The organism is Acidovorax sp. Root275 (assembly GCF_001428965.1).
GTDB lineage: Bacteria > Pseudomonadota > Gammaproteobacteria > Burkholderiales > Burkholderiaceae_C > Acidovorax > Acidovorax radicis.
In genome coordinates this window covers 819838-838370 of the sequence record NZ_LMJH01000010.1, presented here as the reverse complement: position 1 = coordinate 838370, position 18533 = coordinate 819838, and the positions used below count along the sequence as shown (strand labels likewise).

The 18533-nt window shown below is 64.2% G+C and carries 17 protein-coding genes; 13 read left to right on the top strand and 4 right to left on the bottom strand.

All coding sequences use genetic code 11. The features are described from left to right. The 8 genes from ASE52_RS23175 to ASE52_RS23140 all read left to right on the top strand — a co-directional run bounded on the left by ASE52_RS23175 (window position 1) and on the right by ASE52_RS23140 (window position 10297). Complete coding sequence (locus tag ASE52_RS23175) at window positions 1-672, top strand: nitroreductase (protein WP_140426318.1); 672 nt, start codon at window positions 1-3, stop codon at window positions 670-672. Window positions 673-720: 48 nt separating this feature from the next. Beyond that, the gene (locus ASE52_RS23170) at window positions 721-1134 is read left to right on the top strand and encodes a hypothetical protein (RefSeq protein WP_010462995.1); all 414 of its coding nucleotides are present in this window, start codon (window positions 721-723) and stop codon (window positions 1132-1134) included. A gap of 7 nt (window positions 1135-1141) precedes the next feature. After that, window positions 1142-1699: a hemerythrin domain-containing protein gene (locus ASE52_RS23165; protein WP_057229550.1), complete on the top strand. Its 558-nt coding sequence runs from the start codon at window positions 1142-1144 to the stop codon at window positions 1697-1699. Window positions 1700-1891: 192 nt separating this feature from the next. Next, window positions 1892-4108, top strand: coding sequence for a glycosyltransferase family 41 protein (locus ASE52_RS23160; RefSeq protein ID WP_057229548.1), 2217 nt, complete (start codon window positions 1892-1894; stop codon window positions 4106-4108). Between the two features lie 69 nt (window positions 4109-4177). After that, entirely contained in the window at window positions 4178-5578 is a 1401-nt protein-coding gene (locus tag ASE52_RS23155) for a UDP-glucose/GDP-mannose dehydrogenase family protein (RefSeq protein ID WP_057229546.1), read from the top strand. Next, window positions 5575-6525, top strand: a complete 951-nt coding sequence (locus ASE52_RS23150; protein ID WP_057229544.1) for a UDP-glucuronic acid decarboxylase family protein — start codon at window positions 5575-5577, stop codon at window positions 6523-6525. The genes ASE52_RS23155 and ASE52_RS23150 overlap by 4 nt, the downstream gene beginning before the upstream one ends. 177 nt (window positions 6526-6702) lie before the next feature. Continuing rightward, window positions 6703-7770 carry an AbrB family transcriptional regulator gene (locus tag ASE52_RS23145; protein ID WP_057229542.1) on the top strand — a complete coding sequence of 356 codons (1068 nt, stop codon included), beginning with the start codon at window positions 6703-6705 and terminating at the stop codon, window positions 7768-7770. Window positions 7771-7867: 97 nt separating this feature from the next. Beyond that, a complete protein-coding gene (locus tag ASE52_RS23140) occupies window positions 7868-10297 on the top strand; it encodes a tetratricopeptide repeat protein (RefSeq protein WP_057229540.1) in 2430 nt (809 codons plus the stop codon). A 110-nt stretch (window positions 10298-10407) separates the two neighbouring features. Here the strand turns inward: ASE52_RS23140 and ASE52_RS23135 are convergent, their stop codons facing one another. The 3 genes from ASE52_RS23135 to ASE52_RS23125 form a co-directional block, all read right to left on the bottom strand. Next, window positions 10408-10707 carry a DUF3567 domain-containing protein gene (locus ASE52_RS23135; RefSeq protein WP_010462989.1) on the bottom strand — a complete coding sequence of 100 codons (300 nt, stop codon included), beginning with the start codon at window positions 10705-10707 and terminating at the stop codon, window positions 10408-10410. 333 nt (window positions 10708-11040) lie between these two features. Further along, window positions 11041-12195 carry a DUF3108 domain-containing protein gene (locus ASE52_RS23130; RefSeq protein ID WP_057229718.1) on the bottom strand — a complete coding sequence of 385 codons (1155 nt, stop codon included), beginning with the start codon at window positions 12193-12195 and terminating at the stop codon, window positions 11041-11043. A 28-nt stretch (window positions 12196-12223) separates the two neighbouring features. Continuing rightward, window positions 12224-13006 (bottom strand): IclR family transcriptional regulator, encoded by a 783-nt coding sequence (locus tag ASE52_RS23125; RefSeq protein WP_010462987.1) that lies wholly within the window; start codon window positions 13004-13006, stop codon window positions 12224-12226. A 103-nt stretch (window positions 13007-13109) separates the two neighbouring features. Between ASE52_RS23125 and ASE52_RS23120 the strand changes: the two genes are divergently transcribed. Further along, on the top strand, window positions 13110-14123 hold the full coding sequence (locus ASE52_RS23120) for a fumarylacetoacetate hydrolase family protein (RefSeq protein ID WP_057229538.1): 1014 nt from the start codon (window positions 13110-13112) through the stop codon (window positions 14121-14123). A 330-nt stretch (window positions 14124-14453) separates the two neighbouring features. After that, window positions 14454-15434 (top strand): tripartite tricarboxylate transporter substrate binding protein, encoded by a 981-nt coding sequence (locus ASE52_RS23115; protein WP_057229536.1) that lies wholly within the window; start codon window positions 14454-14456, stop codon window positions 15432-15434. A gap of 196 nt (window positions 15435-15630) precedes the next feature. On the opposite strand, the gene ASE52_RS23110 is transcribed toward ASE52_RS23115, so the two are convergent. Further along, complete coding sequence (locus ASE52_RS23110) at window positions 15631-16044, bottom strand: VOC family protein (protein WP_057229534.1); 414 nt, start codon at window positions 16042-16044, stop codon at window positions 15631-15633. Window positions 16045-16301: 257 nt separating this feature from the next. Here ASE52_RS23110 and ASE52_RS23105 point away from each other — a divergent pair, with 257 nt between their 5' ends. The 3 genes from ASE52_RS23105 to ASE52_RS23095 all read left to right on the top strand — a co-directional run bounded on the left by ASE52_RS23105 (window position 16302) and on the right by ASE52_RS23095 (window position 18463). Continuing rightward, window positions 16302-16631 carry a hypothetical protein gene (locus ASE52_RS23105; RefSeq protein WP_057229532.1) on the top strand — a complete coding sequence of 110 codons (330 nt, stop codon included), beginning with the start codon at window positions 16302-16304 and terminating at the stop codon, window positions 16629-16631. 36 nt (window positions 16632-16667) lie between these two features. Next, on the top strand, window positions 16668-16985 hold the full coding sequence (locus ASE52_RS23100) for a hypothetical protein (protein WP_057229530.1): 318 nt from the start codon (window positions 16668-16670) through the stop codon (window positions 16983-16985). Between the two features lie 314 nt (window positions 16986-17299). Further along, window positions 17300-18463 carry an iron-containing alcohol dehydrogenase gene (locus ASE52_RS23095; RefSeq protein WP_057229527.1) on the top strand — a complete coding sequence of 388 codons (1164 nt, stop codon included), beginning with the start codon at window positions 17300-17302 and terminating at the stop codon, window positions 18461-18463. Window positions 18464-18533: the final 70 nt, after the last annotated feature.

Genomic DNA, 18533 nt, shown 5'->3' with positions numbered 1-18533 from the left:
ATGGCTGTCATTCCCTGGCCTTTGAAGCATGCACAACGGCGCATGCCCGCTGCTGCGACCATCTCAGACGACACTGCCGCGATGGCTGCTGCGCTGATCCAGTCGCGCCAGACCATCCTGCCCAAACGCTTGGCCGCCCCTGGGCCTAGAGGGGGGGAGCTGGCCCAGATTCTTGGCGCTGCGGCCCATGCCCCCGACCATGGTCAATTGACGCCCTGGCGTTTTGTGCTGGTGTCCGACGCGGCACGGCCAGCGCTGGCAGACGTGTTTGCTCGGGCTCTTCGTGAGCGCGATCCAGCCGCCACACCAGAGCAGGCCGAGCAGGCCCGCGAAAAAGCCTACCGAGCCCCGGTGCTCATGCTGGTGGTGGTCGACGGTCAATGCGGGGACCCCGCCATCGACCTGTCCGAACGCCTGATGTCAGCAGGCTGTGCCGTGCAGAACATGCTGCTGATGGCCACTGCGCAGGGCTATGGATCCGCCCTCACGAGTGGCAAAGCGCTCAAATCAGCTGGATTGCGCGGCTTGTTCCAGCTGGCAGCCTGGGAGCAGGCGCTGTGTTTTATCAGCATCGGTACCGTGCAATCGCGCAAGGCCGTGCGGGCGCGGCCCGTTGCAGATAGTTATGTGAGCACGCTGGACGCGCAGCAGGGCGTGGTGCCTGGTTTCTGAGCAAGCCAGAAAGAACCCGACAGCATTTTTTATTTCACCAAGATTTTTATGAACATTTCAAGCTTCGACGATCTGTTGCAGGCAGCCCGCATGCAACCCGAACCTCAGCGTCTCTTGTTTGTGTTTGCTGCCGTTGAACTCCCCGACGACGCCACCCCCGCGCAGCGCGCGCGCTTTGAAGCCGGGCAAGGCGGTGCCCTGGTGCCGCTGATGTGCGTGGACAAAACGCCGCAGGAACTGCCATCATTCGACGCACTGGTAGGAGAGGCGCGCCAGTTCACTGCCCCTGGTCACGACTGGGCGATGGTGTTTGCAGCCGCGATGTCGGGCACGCTCAACAAGGCGCCCACCAGCGCCGATGCCGAGGCGCCTTTGCAGCGCATGGTGGATGCGATCAAGGGCGGCGCGCATGGTGCCTACATTCCCTTCGACCGCCAGGGCCAGCCCGTGCGCTTTGGGTGAGGCGAGGATGGCGTCCTCTCCTGCACCCGCTCGCCACATTCCTGGCTTCAGCGCGCCCGCAGTAGGGTTCGAAGAGCCCTTTGCCATGCTGGAAGCCTGCCACGAACGCGTGCAGCGCACACTGGCACTTCTGGGCCGCCTGCGTGAACATGTCCGCCAGCAAGGTGCCGACGAGAGCGCGCGCCAGGCCGCACGCGATGTGCTGCGCTACTTTGATGTGGCTGCGCCATTGCACCATGAGGATGAGGAGCTGCATGTCTTCCCGCTGCTCCTGGCCCAGGCCTCGCCTGAGGTGAAGGTGCTGGTGCAGGCATTGCAAAAGGACCATGTGGACATGGTAGCTGACTGGGAGGCGGCGCGAGTTCCGCTACAGGCGCTGGCGCAAGGGTCTATCCAGGGATTCTCGGAATCGATCGAGGCGCTCTTTGATCGATTTGCGGCGCGCTATGCGAGCCATATCCACCAAGAGGAACATCTGGCCTACCCGGCTGCGCTGCATCTGCTGGAGCCCGCTGTGCTTGGCCGGATGGGGCAGGAGATGGCGCACCGGCGGGGCGCTGCCTGAGGCGCAGGCAGGCTCCATCAGCGCGCTCTGAAACAGGGCGTTACGCTACCCGCTTTCCATGGTGGTTCGCTTGACGGTGAGTGCTTGGCTGTTGGCCCGGGAGCGGCCCGGCTAGCGTCGGACGGCGGTTCGGTACTGCGCAGGTGTTTACCATGAGGGGATGTCAACCTCTCATCCGTATCGGGAAGCACCTTGACCGACGCAAAGAAACCCCATTTCGGCCAGTCCTTCAAGCCTGGCGCCATACCATCCAGCCAGCCCAGTTTCAAATTCGGAATCAATTACGGAACGGGCTTGGTTGCGGGCGGTAGAGCTGTGGAGTCGCCCCTTCCCGATGATGCGACGGCGTGCAACACCCGGGGCAATGAATGGCTGCTGTCCAACCGGCCCGCAGACGCCATTCGCGCCTACGACCGGGCCATCGCTCTCAAGCCCGACTACATTGATCCCTATTTCAATCGTGGCAACGCGCTGCTACGCCTGCAGCGCAACCAGGAAGCGCTGGCTTCGTTCGACCAGGTCATCGCGCTGTCGCCCGCATTGGGGCTCGCGCATTACAACCGGGGAACGGTCCTGCAAACCTTGGACCGGTTGCCGGAGGCCATGGAAAGCTACCGCAAGGTGCTGGCGATAGATCCTGCGAATGTTCAGGCGCGTTTCAATCTGGGCTGCATTCACCTGCAGATGAAGCAGTTTGATGAAACCCTGGAGTGCATGGACCAGGTGATCGAACGCGCACCCCAGATACCGGAGCCGCACAACAACCGGGGCACGGCCTTACTCAGGCTGGGCCGGTATGCAGAAGCGGTCGCTGCCTTCAGCCGGGCGCTGGAGCTCAATCCGCAGTCCGCCGAGGCGTACAACAACCGTGGCGAGGCGCAACTGCAATTGAGAAATTTGGAAAGTGCACTGGCGGACGTTAGCCGGGCGATCGAGCTTCGGCCCCAGCAAGCGGAGTCCAGGTTTCTTATGGGCCGGCTTTTGCGGGAGATGAAGCGGTACGACGAGGCTTTGCAGCAGTTCTATGTGGCCCAGCGCCTGCCTGCTCCTTTGGCGATGCTGCAAAGCGAGATAGTTACCGCCAAGGTCCATGGTTGTATTTGGGACAACCTGGATGAGGAGTTACTTCAACTCCAGCAAGAAATCAGGGCTCGGAATCCTGTCCTTGAGCCTTTCTCTGCCCTGTCCGTGTTCGACCAGCCTGCCCTCCACAAAGAGGTTGCACGCCTTCTTGTAGAACGCGATCTGCCAGCGTCTGCGGCGTTGGGCGCGATTCCTGTTCGTGCAAGGGGCGAGAAGTTTCGCATCGGTTACTACTCCGCAGATTTTCGCAACCACCCCTCTGCGTACTTGATTGCAGAGCTGATTGAAGTGCATGACCGCGAGCGATTTGAGTTGTTCGCGTTTTCGGTCAGTCCCCAGGTGCACGACAGTATGCGCGAGCGACTGGTGGTGGCTTTTGACCATTTTCTGGATGTGCGTGAGCGTACCGATCTTGATATTGCGCGGCTTTCGCGAGAGCTTGGTATCGACATTGCCGTGGATCTGATGGGCTTTACGCAAGCGACGCGTTTGAGGTGTTTTTCCTACCGATGTGCACCCGTTCAGGTCAGCTACCTGGCTTACCCTGGCACCACCGGCGCCAGCTACATGGACTACGTGATTGCCGACAAGGTGGTGATTCCTCCCCATGCCCAGGCCGACTTCACTGAAAAAGTGGTCTATCTGCCGCACAGTTATCAAGTCAACGACTCCCAGCGGAAAGTAGCTGACCGCAGCTCTTCCCGCGACGAACTGGGTTTGCCTGCTACTGGTTTTGTGTTTTGCTGCTTCAACAACAATTTCAAGATCCTGCCGTCCACATTCGACGGCTGGATGCGCATCCTCCGCGCTGTTGAAGGCAGCGTCTTGTGGCTGCTGGAAGACAACCCGATTGCGGCCCGGAATCTGCGCCGAGAGGCGCAGGCCCGGGGGATTTCTGCAGACCGCCTCGTGTTTGCCGGCCGTGTGCCCATGGATCAGCATCTTGCCCGCCAGCGGATGGCCGACCTTTTCCTTGACACGCTGCCCTACAACGCGCACACCACCGCGAGCGATGCATTGTGGGTAGGGCTGCCAGTTCTGACGTGTTCAGGAAAATCGTTTGCGAGCCGAGTGGCGGCGAGCCTGTTGCATGCCGTGGGGTTGCCCGAGCTTGTCACCCAGACGCAGTCTGCATTTGAGGCCCGAGCCATAGAGCTTGCCCGCGATGTGGCGCAACTCAAGAGCATTCGGGACAAGCTGGAGGAACAGGGGCCCCGGTCGCCCTTGTTCAATGCCCGGCTCTTTGCGCGGCATATCGAGTCGGCATACACCACAATGGTCGAACGCGTGCACCAGGGGCTGCCTCCCGATGTGATTGAGGTGTGAAACTTCACGGCGCCCTTCGCGTGGACGCGAGCCCCATGTCTTGTATTTTTCAGTTTTTTTGCCCCCTTCATGAATCTCACCTTGTTCGGAACCGGTTATGTGGGGCTCGTTACCGGCGTATGCCTTGCGGAGCTGGGCAATGATGTCCTGTGCATCGACACGGATGCCGACAAAATTGCCACACTGCAGCGCGGAGAGGTTCCAATCTACGAGCCAGGGCTGCAGGAGTTGATCGTTGGCAATGTCCGCGCCGGCAGGCTGGCGTTTTCCACCGACATGGCGCGCGGTGTTGCCCACGGTGACGTGCAGTTCATCGCGGTGGGAACACCCTCTGCGGACGATGGCAGTGCGGACTTGAGCCATGTGTTTGAGGTGGCGGGTGCCATCGCGACCCACATGACCAGCTTCAAGGTGATCGTCAACAAATCCACCGTACCTGTGGGCGCGGGCGAAGTGGTGCACAAGGCCGTAGCCACTGTGCTTGCCCAGCGTTGGCCCGGTGCCCGACCAGCACCTGGCTTTGCGGTGGTATCGAACCCAGAGTTCCTCAAAGAGGGCAGTGCGATCAACGACTTCATGCGGCCTGACCGCATCATCGTTGGGTTGGGCGACGCGCCCGAAGAGCAGCGTGCTGGTGATCTCATGCGTGCGTTGTATCGACCATTTGGGCATGGGCATGATCGTGTCATCTGCATGGACCGTCGCAGCGCCGAGTTCACGAAGTACGCGGCCAACGCCATGCTCGCAACGCGCATCAGCTTCATGAATGAAATGGCCAATCTGGCCGACCGCCTGGGTGTGGACATCGAGCCAGTGCGGGTGGGCATTGGCGCCGACCCTCGCATTGGGGACAGCTTTCTTTACCCGGGCGTGGGCTACGGCGGCAGCTGTTTCCCCAAGGATGTGACCGCGTTGCAGCGGATGGGAAATGACGTGGGGCTGCCGCTGCAGTTGCTTGCAGCGGTGGCACACGTCAACGATGGCCAAAAGCGGCTGCTGGTGGACAAACTCGTACAACGGCTCGGGTCGGATCTCTCCAGCCGCCGGCTTGCGTTGTGGGGTCTGGCCTTCAAGCCCAATACCGATGACATGCGTGAGGCTCCCAGCCGGGTGCTGGTGCGCGAATTGCTGGAGCGTGGGGCCGTGCTTCAGGTATTCGATCCGGTAGCCATGCAGGAGGCTCGCCGCTGTCTGGAGGACGACCTGCGCGACAGGCCTCGCCTGCTGGAGCGTATCTGCTATGCCCAGGGCCCTATGGAGGCAGCGCGCGACGCAGACGCCTTGCTGATCGTGACCGAATGGCAGGTTTTCCGCAGTCCCAACTTCGATGCCCTGCGGGCGGCCCTGCGGCACCCGCTGATCGTGGACGGGCGAAATCTTTACGAACCACGTTCCATGCGAGCCCTGGGTTTTGACTATCTGACCGTGGGCCGTAACGCGTTGGAGGCACTGGGATCCACCACACCATGACGACGGCGAAGAAAATCCTGGTCACCGGGGGCGCGGGCTTCCTTGGCTCCCATCTGTGCGAGCGCCTGCTGGGCGATGGCCATGCGGTGTGGTGCATGGATGACTTTTCGACGGGTTTGGAAAAAAACATCGCCCACTTCCAGGCTTTGCCGGGCTTTCGCTTGCTTCGCCATGATGTCACCCAGCCGCTGGATGTCGAGGTGGATGAAATCTACAACCTCGCCTGCCCTGCGTCACCCGTGCATTACCAGGCCGATCCACTGCGGACCCTGCGCACCAGCGTGATCGGTGCGATGAACCTACTGGAGCTGGCCCGTAAGTGCGGGGCCTTTATTCTGCAGGCTTCCACCAGCGAGGTGTATGGCGACCCCAGCGTGCATCCGCAGCCGGAGTCCTACTGGGGCAACGTCAACCCCATCGGGGTGCGTGCCTGCTACGACGAGGGCAAGCGCTGTGCAGAGACCCTGTTTTTCGACTACCGGCGCCAACATGGTGTGCGCACGAAGGTGGTGCGGCTGTTCAATACCTATGGCCCCCGCATGCGCCCCGACGATGGCCGGGTTGTTTCCAACTTCATCGTCCAGGCTCTCAGCGGCGCGGACCTGACGGTATATGGTGCAGGGGCGCAGACCCGCAGTTTTTGCTATGTAGACGACCTGGTGGAAGCCCTGGTGCGCACGATGGCCACGCCCGACGAAGTGGCGGGCCCCATCAACCTGGGCAATCCGGATGAGTTCACCATCCTCGAGCTGGCGCAAAAGGTTCTTGCGCAGACTGGGTCCTCTGCCCGGATCACCCACCATACCCTGCCGGGAGATGACCCCCGTCAGCGCCAGCCCGACATCGCGCTGGCGCGGCAGCTGCTGGGTGGCTGGGAGCCCCGCATTGATCTTGACGCCGGTTTGCGCAAGACCATTGCCTATTTCAGGGCGGAGGGCACCGGTTGAGTTGAAAAGGCGCGATGGGCACCGGGTGGCATGGAGTGTTGTGGGATCTGGCTCTCGGAGTTTGCGGTGGCATTCCACGATGCCCCCCGTTCCATTTTCCTCCGGTGGTTTGAGTCCAAGTGAGGGTATGGTCCCCGTGGGAGGCGCCGCCTTGTGCTCCGTAAGCATTCCAAACCCATGCCTGTGAATTTTCTGCTTCGCGTCCTTTTCACCCTTTTTCTCGCCCTGGTTGCCGCCGGTGGCTGTGTCGCGCTGCACACGCCCTTGCCGTGGATGATCGGTCCGTTGTTGGCCACGTCCATCGTGTCGATGGCGGGTGGCCCTACGCACAGCTGGGGGCCGCTGCGCAATGCGGGGCAATGGGCCATTGGTGCGGCGCTGGGTTTGTATTTCACCCCGCAGGTGGTCGTGCTGATTGGGGGGCTCTGGTGGGCCATTGCGCTGGGTGTCATGTGGGCGTTGTTCCTGGGCTGGCTGTTCGGGGCCTGGTTGTACCGTGTGCATGCACCGCGTATGCATGGTGTACCTGCACCCATGCTGCGTGCCACGAGCTATTTTTCTGGGGCCATTGGTGCGGCATCTGAAATGACATTGCTGTCCGAGCGTGAAAACGCCCGGACGGACCTGGTGGCGGCCAGCCACAGCCTGCGCTTGCTGATCGTCACCTTGACGATCCCGTTTGCCCTGCAGTGGAGTGGCTTGCAGGGGCTGGACATGCTGCCGCCGATGGCCCGCGTGGTGAGCTGGCCCGGGCTGGCGCTGATGGCGCTGCTGACGGGGGCTGGGGCTTTGTTGATGGACCGGCTGGACCGGGCCAACCCCTGGTTCATGGGGGCCATGCTGGTGTCCATGGGGCTCACCATGGCGGGCATCACCCTGTCCGCCGTGCCGCAGTCGATGGTGAATGCAGCGCAACTGGTGATCGGCATAAGCCTGGGCGTCCGGTTTCGCGCAGATTTCCTGCACACGGCGCCGCGCTGGCTCGTGTCTGTGTCTGCGGGCACCGTGGTGCTGATGGGGGCGTGTGCGCTGTTTGCGGTACTGCTGGCCTGGGCCACGGGGCTGCCGTGGGTCACATTGCTGCTGGGTACCTCGCCAGGAGGCATCACCGAGATGGCCATCACCGCCAAGGTGCTGCAGCTGGGCGTGCCGGTGGTCACTGCGTTTCAGGTGTGTCGGCTGATGGCCGTGCTGATGCTGGTCGGCCCGCTCTACCGGTGCATCTACCCTGCCACCGTGGCCTGACCGGTTGCGGGCGCGTCACAATCCCACCTCTGTCGACGCTGATGGATTGTCCTGGCGACGGTCTGTGAGCGTTCCCATCCGTTGCACATCCCCGACCATGAGCATTCACTACAACTTCGGCGTACGCCCTCCCCAAGCAACGAAAGCCCAGCTGGCCGCGTGGCTGGAGCAGGCCATGCAAGCGCACCAGCAGGGACGCCTTGCGCAGGCCAACCAGCTCTACAACACCATTTTGAAGAATGATCCGAAAAACGTTGGCGCCCTGCACATGCAAGGTGTGCTGGCGTACCAGGCGGGCCATCTGCAAATGGCGGTGGATCTGATCGGCCAGTCCATCAAGCTGGTGCCAGAGGATGCGGCTCCCCATGTCAATCGCGGGCTTGCCTTGGGTGCTTTGAAGCGCCATGACGAAGCACTGGCGCACTTTGAGCGGGCCATCAGCCTGCGCCCTGGTTTCGCCGAGGCCTATGTCAACCGGGGGATCACCCTGAAAGAGCTGTCGCGGCCCCTGGATGCCATTGCGAGCTACGACCAGGCGATTGCCCTCCAGCCCCGTCTGGCGGCCGCGTTCAACAACAAGGGCAATGCCTTGCGCCAGCTCGACCGGTTGGAAGAGGCGCTGAAATGTTATGAGCAGGCCTTTGCCCTGGACAGCGACGACGTGGATGCGTGTCAGAACATGGGCATGCTGCATGCCGACGCAGGCCGCCCGGACGAGGCTTTGCAGTGCTTTGACCGGGTCATCGCTCTGCGGCCGCAGCATGCGGAAGCCAACAACGGCAAGGGCGCGATCCTGGCGCAAAGGGAGCAGTGGACGCAGGCCATTGCGCACTTCGAGGCCGCCATTCAGGGCAATGAAAAACTGGTCCAGGCCCACAAGAACCTGGGGCTCGCGCAGCGCAGCCTTTTCCAATTGTCGAATGCCGTGACGGCTTTTCAGAGGGCTGTCCAGCTGAGCCCGCAAGATGTGGAGATCCTGTCGTTTCTGGCTCTTTCATTGCTGGAGGCGGGGCGGTATGCCGAAGCACTGGCCGCCTACGACCAGGCGATCCGGTTGGCGCCTGAAAGGCCGGACCTGCACTACAACCGCGCAAATTTGCACATCCGGTTCAATCGGCATGAGGATGCCGTGGCCGACTACATGGCGGTGTATCGCCTCAAGCCAGATGCCAAGTATTTGCTGGGGTATCTTGCGAGCAGTCGGCTCAAGACCGGCGATTGGAGGCACCTGGCGGACGATATGGCGCAATGTGAGCAGAGTATCCGGGCCGGTGAGCTGGGTGTGAAGCCCTTCATCGCTCTTTCGCTGTTCGACGCGCCCGAGCTGCATAAGCAGGCGGCACAAGCTTCCGTGCAGCAGGATTTCCCAGAGTCCACCGTCCTGGGCCCCATCCTTGCGCGTGCTGGCGGAGGCAAGATCCGGGTCGGCTACTACTCTGCGGATTTCCACGGCCACGCCACTTCGTATCTGATAGCGCAGCTTTTCGAAGTCCATGACCGTGAACGCTTCGAGTGGTTTGCGTTTTCGTTTGGACCTCCCGCGACGGATGCCATGCGCGCGCGTCTGGTCGCAGGTTTCGACCATTTCATCGACGTGCGCGAGCGCAGCGAGACCGATATCGCCCGCTTGTCGCGGGAGCTGGGCATTGACATCGCCATTGACCTGATGGGTTTCACGACGGGCTGCCGATTTGGCATTTTTGCCCACCGCTGCGCACCCATCCAGGCCGGTTATCTGGGCTACCCGGGGACGACCGGTGCGAACTATATGGACTACGTGATTGCCGACAAGGTGGTCGTCCCAGCCCAGGCGCAGATCCATTTCACCGAAAAACTCGCCTACCTGCCGCACAGCTACCAAGTCAATGACTCGCAGCGCGCAATCAGTGATCGGGTCTTCACCAGAGAGGAGGCACGGTTGCCTGCGACAGGGCGCGTGTTCTGCTGTTTCAACAACAACCAGAAGATCCTTCCACAGGTCTTTGATAGCTGGATGCGCATCCTGCAGGCGGTTCCGGACAGCGTTCTCTGGCTTTTGGCAGATAACCCTGCTGTGGAGGGCAGCCTGCGGCGTGAGGCGCAGGCGCGCGGCGTGGCGCCTGAGAGGCTGGTGTTTGCACAGCGCCTGCCTCTGGATCAGCACCTGGCGCGCCACCGGCTGGCCGACCTGTTTCTGGATACCTTGCCCTACAACGCCCACACCACGGCCAGTGATGCCTTGTGGGCGGGTCTACCGGTGCTTACGCGGCTGGGAGAATCGTTTGCGGCGCGTGTGGCGGCGAGCCTGCTGCATGCCGTGGGCCTGCCGGAACTCGTGACCCACAGCGCCGCAGAGTATGAAGCTCTGGCGATCTCACTCGCGCGGGATCCTGCGCGCCTGAAAGCGCTCCGCGACAAACTCCAAGCGGAAAAAGCCCAGTCCCCACTGTTCAACACCCGTCAGTTTGCGCGCGACATCGAGGCCGCCTACGTGGCGATGCATGGGCGGTACATGCAGGGCCTGGCGCCTGAAGTGATCGATGTATAGAGCCGAAGGCGGGGAGGGCATGCTCCCCCAGCCCCGGGTTTTGGCGAGGCCCGTAGGGCCTCCGGGTGTGCCGCTACCGTTGCAGTAGAAACAGCTGAACCGCAGGTGGATCAGTGCACGACCACGGGGTTCTGCGCCAGGCCCGCATAACGGTCCAAGGCGTCTTCCACTTCTTCTTGCGTGGGGGTGTCGCGCTGCCAGGCCAGGATCTGCTCCTGGAACATCTCGGCCCAGGAACCGTCCAGGTACACCTCTTTGCCCGAACGCTTGTCCACGATTTCAAAGCCATGGCGTGCGAGCTGGGGAACTGCGGGGGCGGTGTCGTTGAGCGCCTGGGTGCTCTTTTTCTCCACGGCGTCGGGCAGCATGTGGACCACCACGAAGGATTCTGAGTCGTAGAGCATGTGCATCGTGTTCCCCTTGTCGATATAGATGTCAGATGACAGCGGGTTCGCAGAGTTCAAGGCCCAAGGCAGCTTCCAGGAAACGCTGGCAAGGCGCGTAACGCCTTGTCCTACGGATCGGTTATCAGGGGAAGCCCGCTCTGGGCTTGGTTCTCTGCTGCGTTCCAGTATTTCATGAAAAAGTGATGCGACCGGGTTCGTGCGGGTTTTTTACCGCTCCAGGGCTCGGGTGGCGTTCGGGCGCAACACTTTGATGCAGGAGGGGGTGTCGCAGCCGTCCGCTCTGCCGCCTTCTCTCTCGCGGAGCCCAGCTTCAGTCGGCCTTGCCCCGACCACGCCTCAAGGTGCGCCACTGCTGCGCAGTAGCAGGTCCGCAAAGTCGCTGTTGGCCTGGGTCAGCTTGATGCGCACTGGCAGGTAGTTGAGGCTGGGCGCCACCCACAGCTCGGCCTTCTGGTCGTAGTCCTTGCGGGGCAGGCGCAGCAGCTTCAAGGCGGGGGTGGGGCCTGCAGGCAGATCCAGCGTTTCCGGGCCCTCCACGGTGAAGGTCCAGCGGTCGGCGGTGCGGGCGCTCACGGTGGTGATGGTGACCTGGGTGCCGGGCACAAAACGGACGGGGTCGGCGGCCAGCATGGCGCCCAGCTGGATAAACAGGCTCAGCCGGTCCTGCGCGCCAGGGCCCACGGCGGCCTCGGGCGTGTTGGCGCTGAAGGTCACCCGGCCCTTGGCATGGTCGAAATGTGCAGCCTGCTCGCTGCGGGACTTGTCGGAGAACTTCTCGGGCAGCAGGCCCTGGGCCGTGATGGCGCCCACGCTGCGCTGCGTACGGCTGCCCACCAGGAAGGCGCTGACCTCCTGGCGCGCTTCGTAGCGGCTGCCGTCGTGTTGCCAGAGCAGCTCGGCACGGGCGTTGTAGGCGAACTTCTTGGCCTGCCCGCTCACGTCGAACACCAGCCGGGTGGGGGCCGGAATCCGTACGGGGGGCGGTGGGGCGCCTGCAGTGCGGTCTGTGCCGGAGCCAGGGGGCGCGATGTCGATCCCGGCGGCGGTGGTTTCTTCTGCAGACGGTGCCGAAGCCCCTGACGCCGGCACCTCGGCCGGGGGGGGTGATGCTGGGGTGGCTGTGCTTGGCGTGGCAATGTCTGGTGCTGGCGCCGCGGCGGTGGAGTTTGCGCTGGCCTCTGCACCCGCCACCTGCACAGAGGCCTCGGGCGCCGCAACCGTCGGATCTGCTGCAGCCGGGGAGGGGGCGGGTGGCGCCTGTCTTCTGCGCACCACGGGCTTGGCCGCTATGGCCGCAGGCGGGGTGGGCGCGGCTGTTGGGGCCGCAACGGGGGCTGGAGCGGGTGGCGCGGCTGCCACGCTGCGCGTGCTGAAGACGCGGCCCGCCATCGGCTGCTGAGGGCTGTCCCAGGCCAGGGGCACGCCGTGCAGCACCAGCCAGTGCAAGGCCAATACCAAGGCGGTGATGAGAACCAGGGCCTGTCGTGGCATCCAGTCGGTCGCTGTACGGTGGCGGGTGTCAGGCGCTGCCTGCGCCCAGATCACTGGAGAGCTGGGCGGCAGCCGCGCGCAGCGGCACGTCAATGGCGCCGCCCCACTCGGGGTCGAAGGTGGCGATGGAGCCCAGCGTGGTGATGCCCAGCTCCAGGTGCCCGTCCGAATCGAACACGGGCGCGCAGAACGCCACGATGCCTGGCAGCAGGGTGTCGACCACGCGGGCGGCACCGCGCGTGCGCACCTCGGCCAACAGGGCGTTCACCTCGGTCATGGTGGAGGGCAGGTCGGTGCGCCGCATCTTCACGGCGCGGGCCAACTCGTCCTTGAGCAGCGGGGCCACCACATCAGGCGCCATGTGCGCCGCAAAGCAGCGGCCGGTGGCCGACGACAACAGCGGCATCACGTCGCCCAGCCGCAAGTTGGCAGTGACAGCCTGAGGCGATTCCTCCCAGTGCACGATGGTCGGGCCGTGGTTGCCCCACACGGCCAGCGCCAAGGTGTGGCCGATGCTTTCCATGAGCTCGGGCATGCGCTCGCGCGCCAGGCGCACGGCATCGAGCCGGGCCAGCGAGGCCAGCCCCAGCTTGAGGGCGGCGGGGCCCAGGTCGTATCGCGCGTTGCGCGGGTCCTGCGTGACCAGGCCCAGGCGCTGAAAGCTCACCAGATACCGGTGCGCCTTGGCCGCGCTCATGCCGGCCGAGGCCGCCACATCCTTGAGCATCAGTGGCCCGCGCGAGCGTGTCAGCCCCTCCAGCAGGGCAAAACCCACCTCGACCGATTGAATTCCTGCACGTTCTTTGTCCATGTGCACTAAAATTTGCGAGTTTTGTTTAGTTAAATCAATTTACCCAAGCGTAATTCGTGTTGGGTGAAGACTTTCAACCCCTTGAGACAAAGGTCCTGCCACCATGAAACTCGCTACCTACAAAGACGGCTCGCGCGACGGCCAACTGGTTGTCGTCTCCCGCGACCTGGGCACAGCCCATTATGCGACCGGCATTGCCAGCAAGCTGCAGCAGGTGCTGGACGACTGGGGCTTCCTCTCGCCCCAGCTGCAGGACCTGTACGACCAGCTCAACAGCGGCCGCGCGCGCCACGCTTTCCCCTTCGACCCCGCCCAGTGCATGGCACCGCTGCCGCGCGCTTACCAGTGGGCTGACGGCTCGGCCTACATCAACCACGTTGAACTGGTGCGAAAAGCGCGCAACTCCGAGGTGCCCGAGAGCTTCTACACCGACCCGCTGATGTACCAGGGTGGCAGCGACGACTTCATCGGCCCCCGCGACGACGTGGTGGTCCCGAGCGAAGCCATGGGCATCGATTTCGAGGCCGAGATTGCCGTCATCACCGGCGACGTGAAGATGGGCACCAACGCTGACCAGGCGCTGGACGGCATCCGCCTGGTGATGATTGCCAACGACGTGAGCCTGCGCAACCTGATCCCGGCCGAGCTGGCCAAGGGCTTCGGCTTCTTCCAGAGCAAGCCCGCCACCGCCTTCGGCCCCGTGGCCGTGACGCTGGACGAGCTGGGCGACGCCTGGGACCATGGCCGCGTACACCTGACCGTGCAGTCCACCTGGAACGGCCGCAAGGTCGGCATGTGCGACGCCGGCCCCGAGATGACCTTCCACTTCGGCCAACTGATCGCCCACGTGGCCAAGACGCGCAACCTGCGCGCCGGCTCCATCATCGGCAGCGGCACCGTGAGCAACAAGGGCATCACCGACGCCAGCGGCCGCACCGAGTGGCCCAAGGGCTACAGCTGCATCGCCGAAAAGCGCTGCATCGAGACCATCCAGGACGGCAAGCCCAGCACGGACTTCATGAAGTTCGGCGACACCATCCGCATCGAGGTCAAGGGCAAGGACGGCGCCAGCATCTTTGGCGCCATCGACCAGACGATTGCTGCGCCTGAAGCCTGAGCCTGAGCCGCGACGGCCACTGCAACTGCAACCGTCGCCACAGCCAGTGGCTGCTGGCAGCGTTAGCAGTAGCGGTTGCGAGCGAATGTGCAGTGGCCTTGTCCGGCAGGGCGGGCCCCGCGCACCGCTCGTTCTGCAGGGCGCGCCTGCCAGCCCACCCCTCGCCCGTTCGGGCTGAGCCTGTCGAAGCCAGGGCCGAGCGATGGAACACCGTGTTCAGCCCCCAGGCTCCCGCAGCAGGTGCAAAATATCAATAAAAACAGCCTCTACCGCTTGATAGTCAAGCGCTAGCAGCTATTAAATTCATAGTAACTACAAGGAGACAGCCCCATGCAACGCAGAACCCTCTTGTCCGCCCTGGCCGCCGCAGGCGCCTCCACCGCAGCCCCGTGGGGCGCTGCCCAGCAGGCCGCCTGGCCTGACCAACCCCTGCGCTGGGTCGTGCCGTACCCGGCCGGCGGCGGCACCGACGTGCTGGCGCGCACCGTGGCCGAGGCCATGCGCCAGACCCTGGGCCAGCAGATCATCGTGGATAACCGCCCCGGCGCGTCCACCAACATCGGCGCGCAGATGGTGGCCACCGCCAAGCCCGACGGCAATACCTTCATGTCGGCCGACAACGCCGTGCTGGCCTTCAACGAGCACCTGTTCACCAAGCTGCCGTTCAACCCCGAGAAAGACTTCACCTACGTGGGCGGCATCAGCCGCTTTCCGCTGGCGCTGGTGGTCAACCCCGCGTTCGAAGCCAAGACGGTCAAGGAATTCCTGGCCTACGCGCGCGCCAACCCCGGCAAGCTCAACTACGCATCTCCCGGCAACGGTTCGCCGCACCACCTGGCGATGGAGATGTTCAAGAACCGCACCAAGACCTTCCTCACGCACATCCCCTACCGGGGCGCTGCGCCTGCGCTGCAGGACGTGATGGGCGGGCAGGTGCCCTGCATGTTCCTGGACTTGGCCGCCGGCCTGCCCGTGATCACCTCCGGCAAGGTGCGCGCCCTGGCCATCGGCTCGGCCAAGCGCGTGGCCGCGCTGCCCGACGTGCCCACGCTGGCCGAAGCCGGTGTGCCCAACACGGAGGTGTTCGCCTTCCAGGGCATCCTGGCGCCCGCCGGCCTGCCCGCGGCCATCACGGCCCGACTGAACGGTGACCTGAACAAGGCCCTGCTGAACCCCGCCGTGGTCAAGCGCATGAACGACTTCGGCATGGAAGCCCTGCCGGGTACGCCGGAGCAGTTCCGTGCGATGGCGCGGGCGGAGTCCAAACGTTGGGGCGAAATCATCAAGACGGCGGGCGTGAAGCTGGACTGATGCATTCATGCCCGGTTTGAGCGCCGCGCCACTCGGTGCTCGCTCCAAACGAGGGATCTTCTATCTGTCCATGCCTGCGCGGCAGACTGCGGTTGCAGGCTTCAGCCCAAGGGCTCGTTCCCAGTGAGCGGAAAAGCCAGTTCCGCGGGGTACGACCCAGGTACTTGCCGCGCCGTTCCAAGCGCAAAAAGGCCGCCTACTCTGGCAGGTGGCACACCGCTTCCACGTTGTTGCCCTCGGGGTCGATGACGAAGGCGCCGTAGTAGTGCTCGTGGTAGTCGGTCCGCAGGCCGGGGGCGCCATTGCCCTTGCCGCCGGCGGCGATGGCTGCGGCGTAGAAGGCATCCACCTGCGCCCGATTTGCCGCCCGCCACGCCAGGTGGCAGCCCGTGGTGGCTGGCGGGCCACCGTACGGCGACGGTCCGTCGATGAACCACACATCGGCCTTTTTGCCATCGGGCTCGGATGCATCGGGGTAGGCGAAGCCCAGCATGTTTGAGCCGTAGTTGCCCTCAAAACACAGGCTGTAGCCGAGGGGCGCAAGGGCTGCGCCGTAGAAAGCCTTGGCGCGGCCGATGTCGGTCACGCGGAAAGTCATGTGGTCAATCATGGGGAGATTTGCTCTCTGGGTTGTTCTGCACGCGTTTTGCATACATGTGGAGACTGTATGCAAATACAGTATTTGTCGCAAGCTAAAACGGATGGGTGTTGTGGGCACGAGAACCCTGCCACTGGCTCCGCACGCAGACTGCCGTGGCGTTTGGGCAGGGCACGGCCTCGATTTTCGGACGCCGGGGTACAGTGCCCCAACACGGATGCGTCCGCGGTGCGGCATTTCTTCACCCGCGCCCACCAAAGCTTTCCCCGATGTCCACTCCCACAGCCCCCGAATGGGCCGACGCATTGCATCGCGCCCTGCCCATGGCCGCCCTCGTGCCGGCCGAGGTGCGCTATTTTTTCGTCAGCCCCAACGGGCGGTACGTGGCCTGCACCACCAGTGCTCTGCATTCGGTGCTGATCGACATGCACGGGCGGCGGTACGCAGCGTTTGCCGACTGGAGCGTGCGGGCGCTGACCGATGAGGCGTTGGAGCTTGAGTCCGACGAAACCCGTATGCAGGCGTTCCCGGTCTACGCCGACCTCTGGCAGATGGCGTTGACTGACGCCACGCTGCCGTGGCAGCCGGCCCTGGGTTGACCGATGAAGCCGAATCATTCCTCCTCTGCTCCTGCGGTGCCGGCTCCCGTTGGGGTCGGCCTGGCGGTCCTGCTGGTGGGCCTGGGGGCGGCGGCAGCCGCACTCAGCGGCTTTGGGCATGCGGCGGGTTGTGGCACCTTTGGCATGACTTGCATCGGCTCGGCGTTTGCCATTGCCTTGGGCACTTTGTGTGTCGCTGTGGTCCTGCTCCTGTGGGGCTTGCGCTCGATGCCCGGAGGCGGGCGGGGCCGCTGGCAGTGGGCGGTCAAGGCACTGGTCGTTGGCATCGCGGCCTTTGCGGGGATTGCGGCTTTGGTGCTGGGCGGGTTTGCGGTGCTGGTGTTGGCGCGTTAGGGCGTCGTTTAACCTCCCCGAGCTTAGAACGCTTGGGGTGGCGACCGTTGCCCTGCACGCCAGCACGGGCTCTGTTGCCAAGGCGACCGGCGGCCGGCGCAATCGCGACACAATCTCAGCGCCAACCTGGCCGCCGAGGGGGCCAACGGAGCCGTGGCGTGCAGAGCGTGTGGCGTTGCAGATGCCGCGTGCATCGCCTCCATGCCTGGGCCGTTTTGTCTTTTCGGACCACGGGCGCCAGCGCCGCCTGCGTTGCATGTTGACCGGCGCCTGCCAGTGACCCATTGGTCTCGCTTCCACCACCAAGGATCCCCATGCTGAACTTCGACTTCCACAACCCCACCCACATCGCCTTCGGCCAGGGCCGCATCGCCGACCTGGACAAGCTCGTGCCCGCCGCCGCCAAGGTACTCATCCTCGTGGGCGGCGCCAGCGCCGAGAAGACCGGCACGCTGGCCGAGGTGCGCACGGCACTCGCCAGACGCCAGCACGCCACCTTCAGCGGCATCGAGCCCAACCCCAGCTACGAGACCTCGATGAAGGCCGTCGCGCAGATCGAGGGCGGCGGGTTCGACTTCCTGCTTGCGGTGGGCGGCGGCTCGGTGATCGATGCAGTGAAGTTCATCGCCGCGGCCGTCAAGTTCGAAGGCGGCGACCCCTGGGCCATTCTGGAAAAGCACGGACGCAACGTCACCGCCGCGCTGCCCTTCGGCGCCGTGCTCACGCTGCCCGCCACGGGCTCCGAGATGAACAACGGCGGCGTCATCACCCACCGTGCCAAAGGCGCCAAGCTGGCCTTTGGCAGTAACCACACCTACCCCGTGTTCTCGGTGCTCGACCCCACCAAGACCTACACACTGCCACCCCAGCAGCTGGCCAATGGCGTGGTCGATGCCTTCGTGCACACGGTGGAGCAGTACCTCACCTACCCGGTCAACGCACCCGTGCAGGACCGCTTTGCCGAAGGCATCCTGCAGACGCTGATCGAGATCGGCCCGCGCCTGCTGGCCGCCCCCGAGCCCGTGTACGACGACCGCGCCAACCTCATGTGGGCGGCCACCATGGCGCTCAACGGCCTGATCGGCGCGGGCGTGCCGCAGGACTGGGCCACGCACATGATCGGCCACGAGCTCACGGCGCTGCACGGCATCGACCACGCGCGCACGCTGGCCATCGTGCTGCCTGCGCTGCTGCACGAGCGCCGCGGTGCCAAGCGCGCCAAGCTGCTGCAGTACGGCGAGCGCGTGTGGGGCATCACCACCGGCACCGACGACGAGCGCATCACCGCCGCCATCGACCGCACGCGCGGCTTCTTTGAAAGCATGGGCATCGCCACGCGCCTGTCGGGCTATGGCCTGGGCGCCGACACCGTAGGTGCCGTGGTGGCGCAGCTGGAGGCGCACGGCATGGTCACGCTGGGCGAGCAGCGCGAGATCACGCCCGCCGTCAGCCGGCGCATTCTCGAAGCGGCGCTGTAAGCCAACGCCGCAACCTGCGCCGCACCAGGGCGCATCTGCGCGGATTGCGGGTACGGTGGGCGGCTTGACG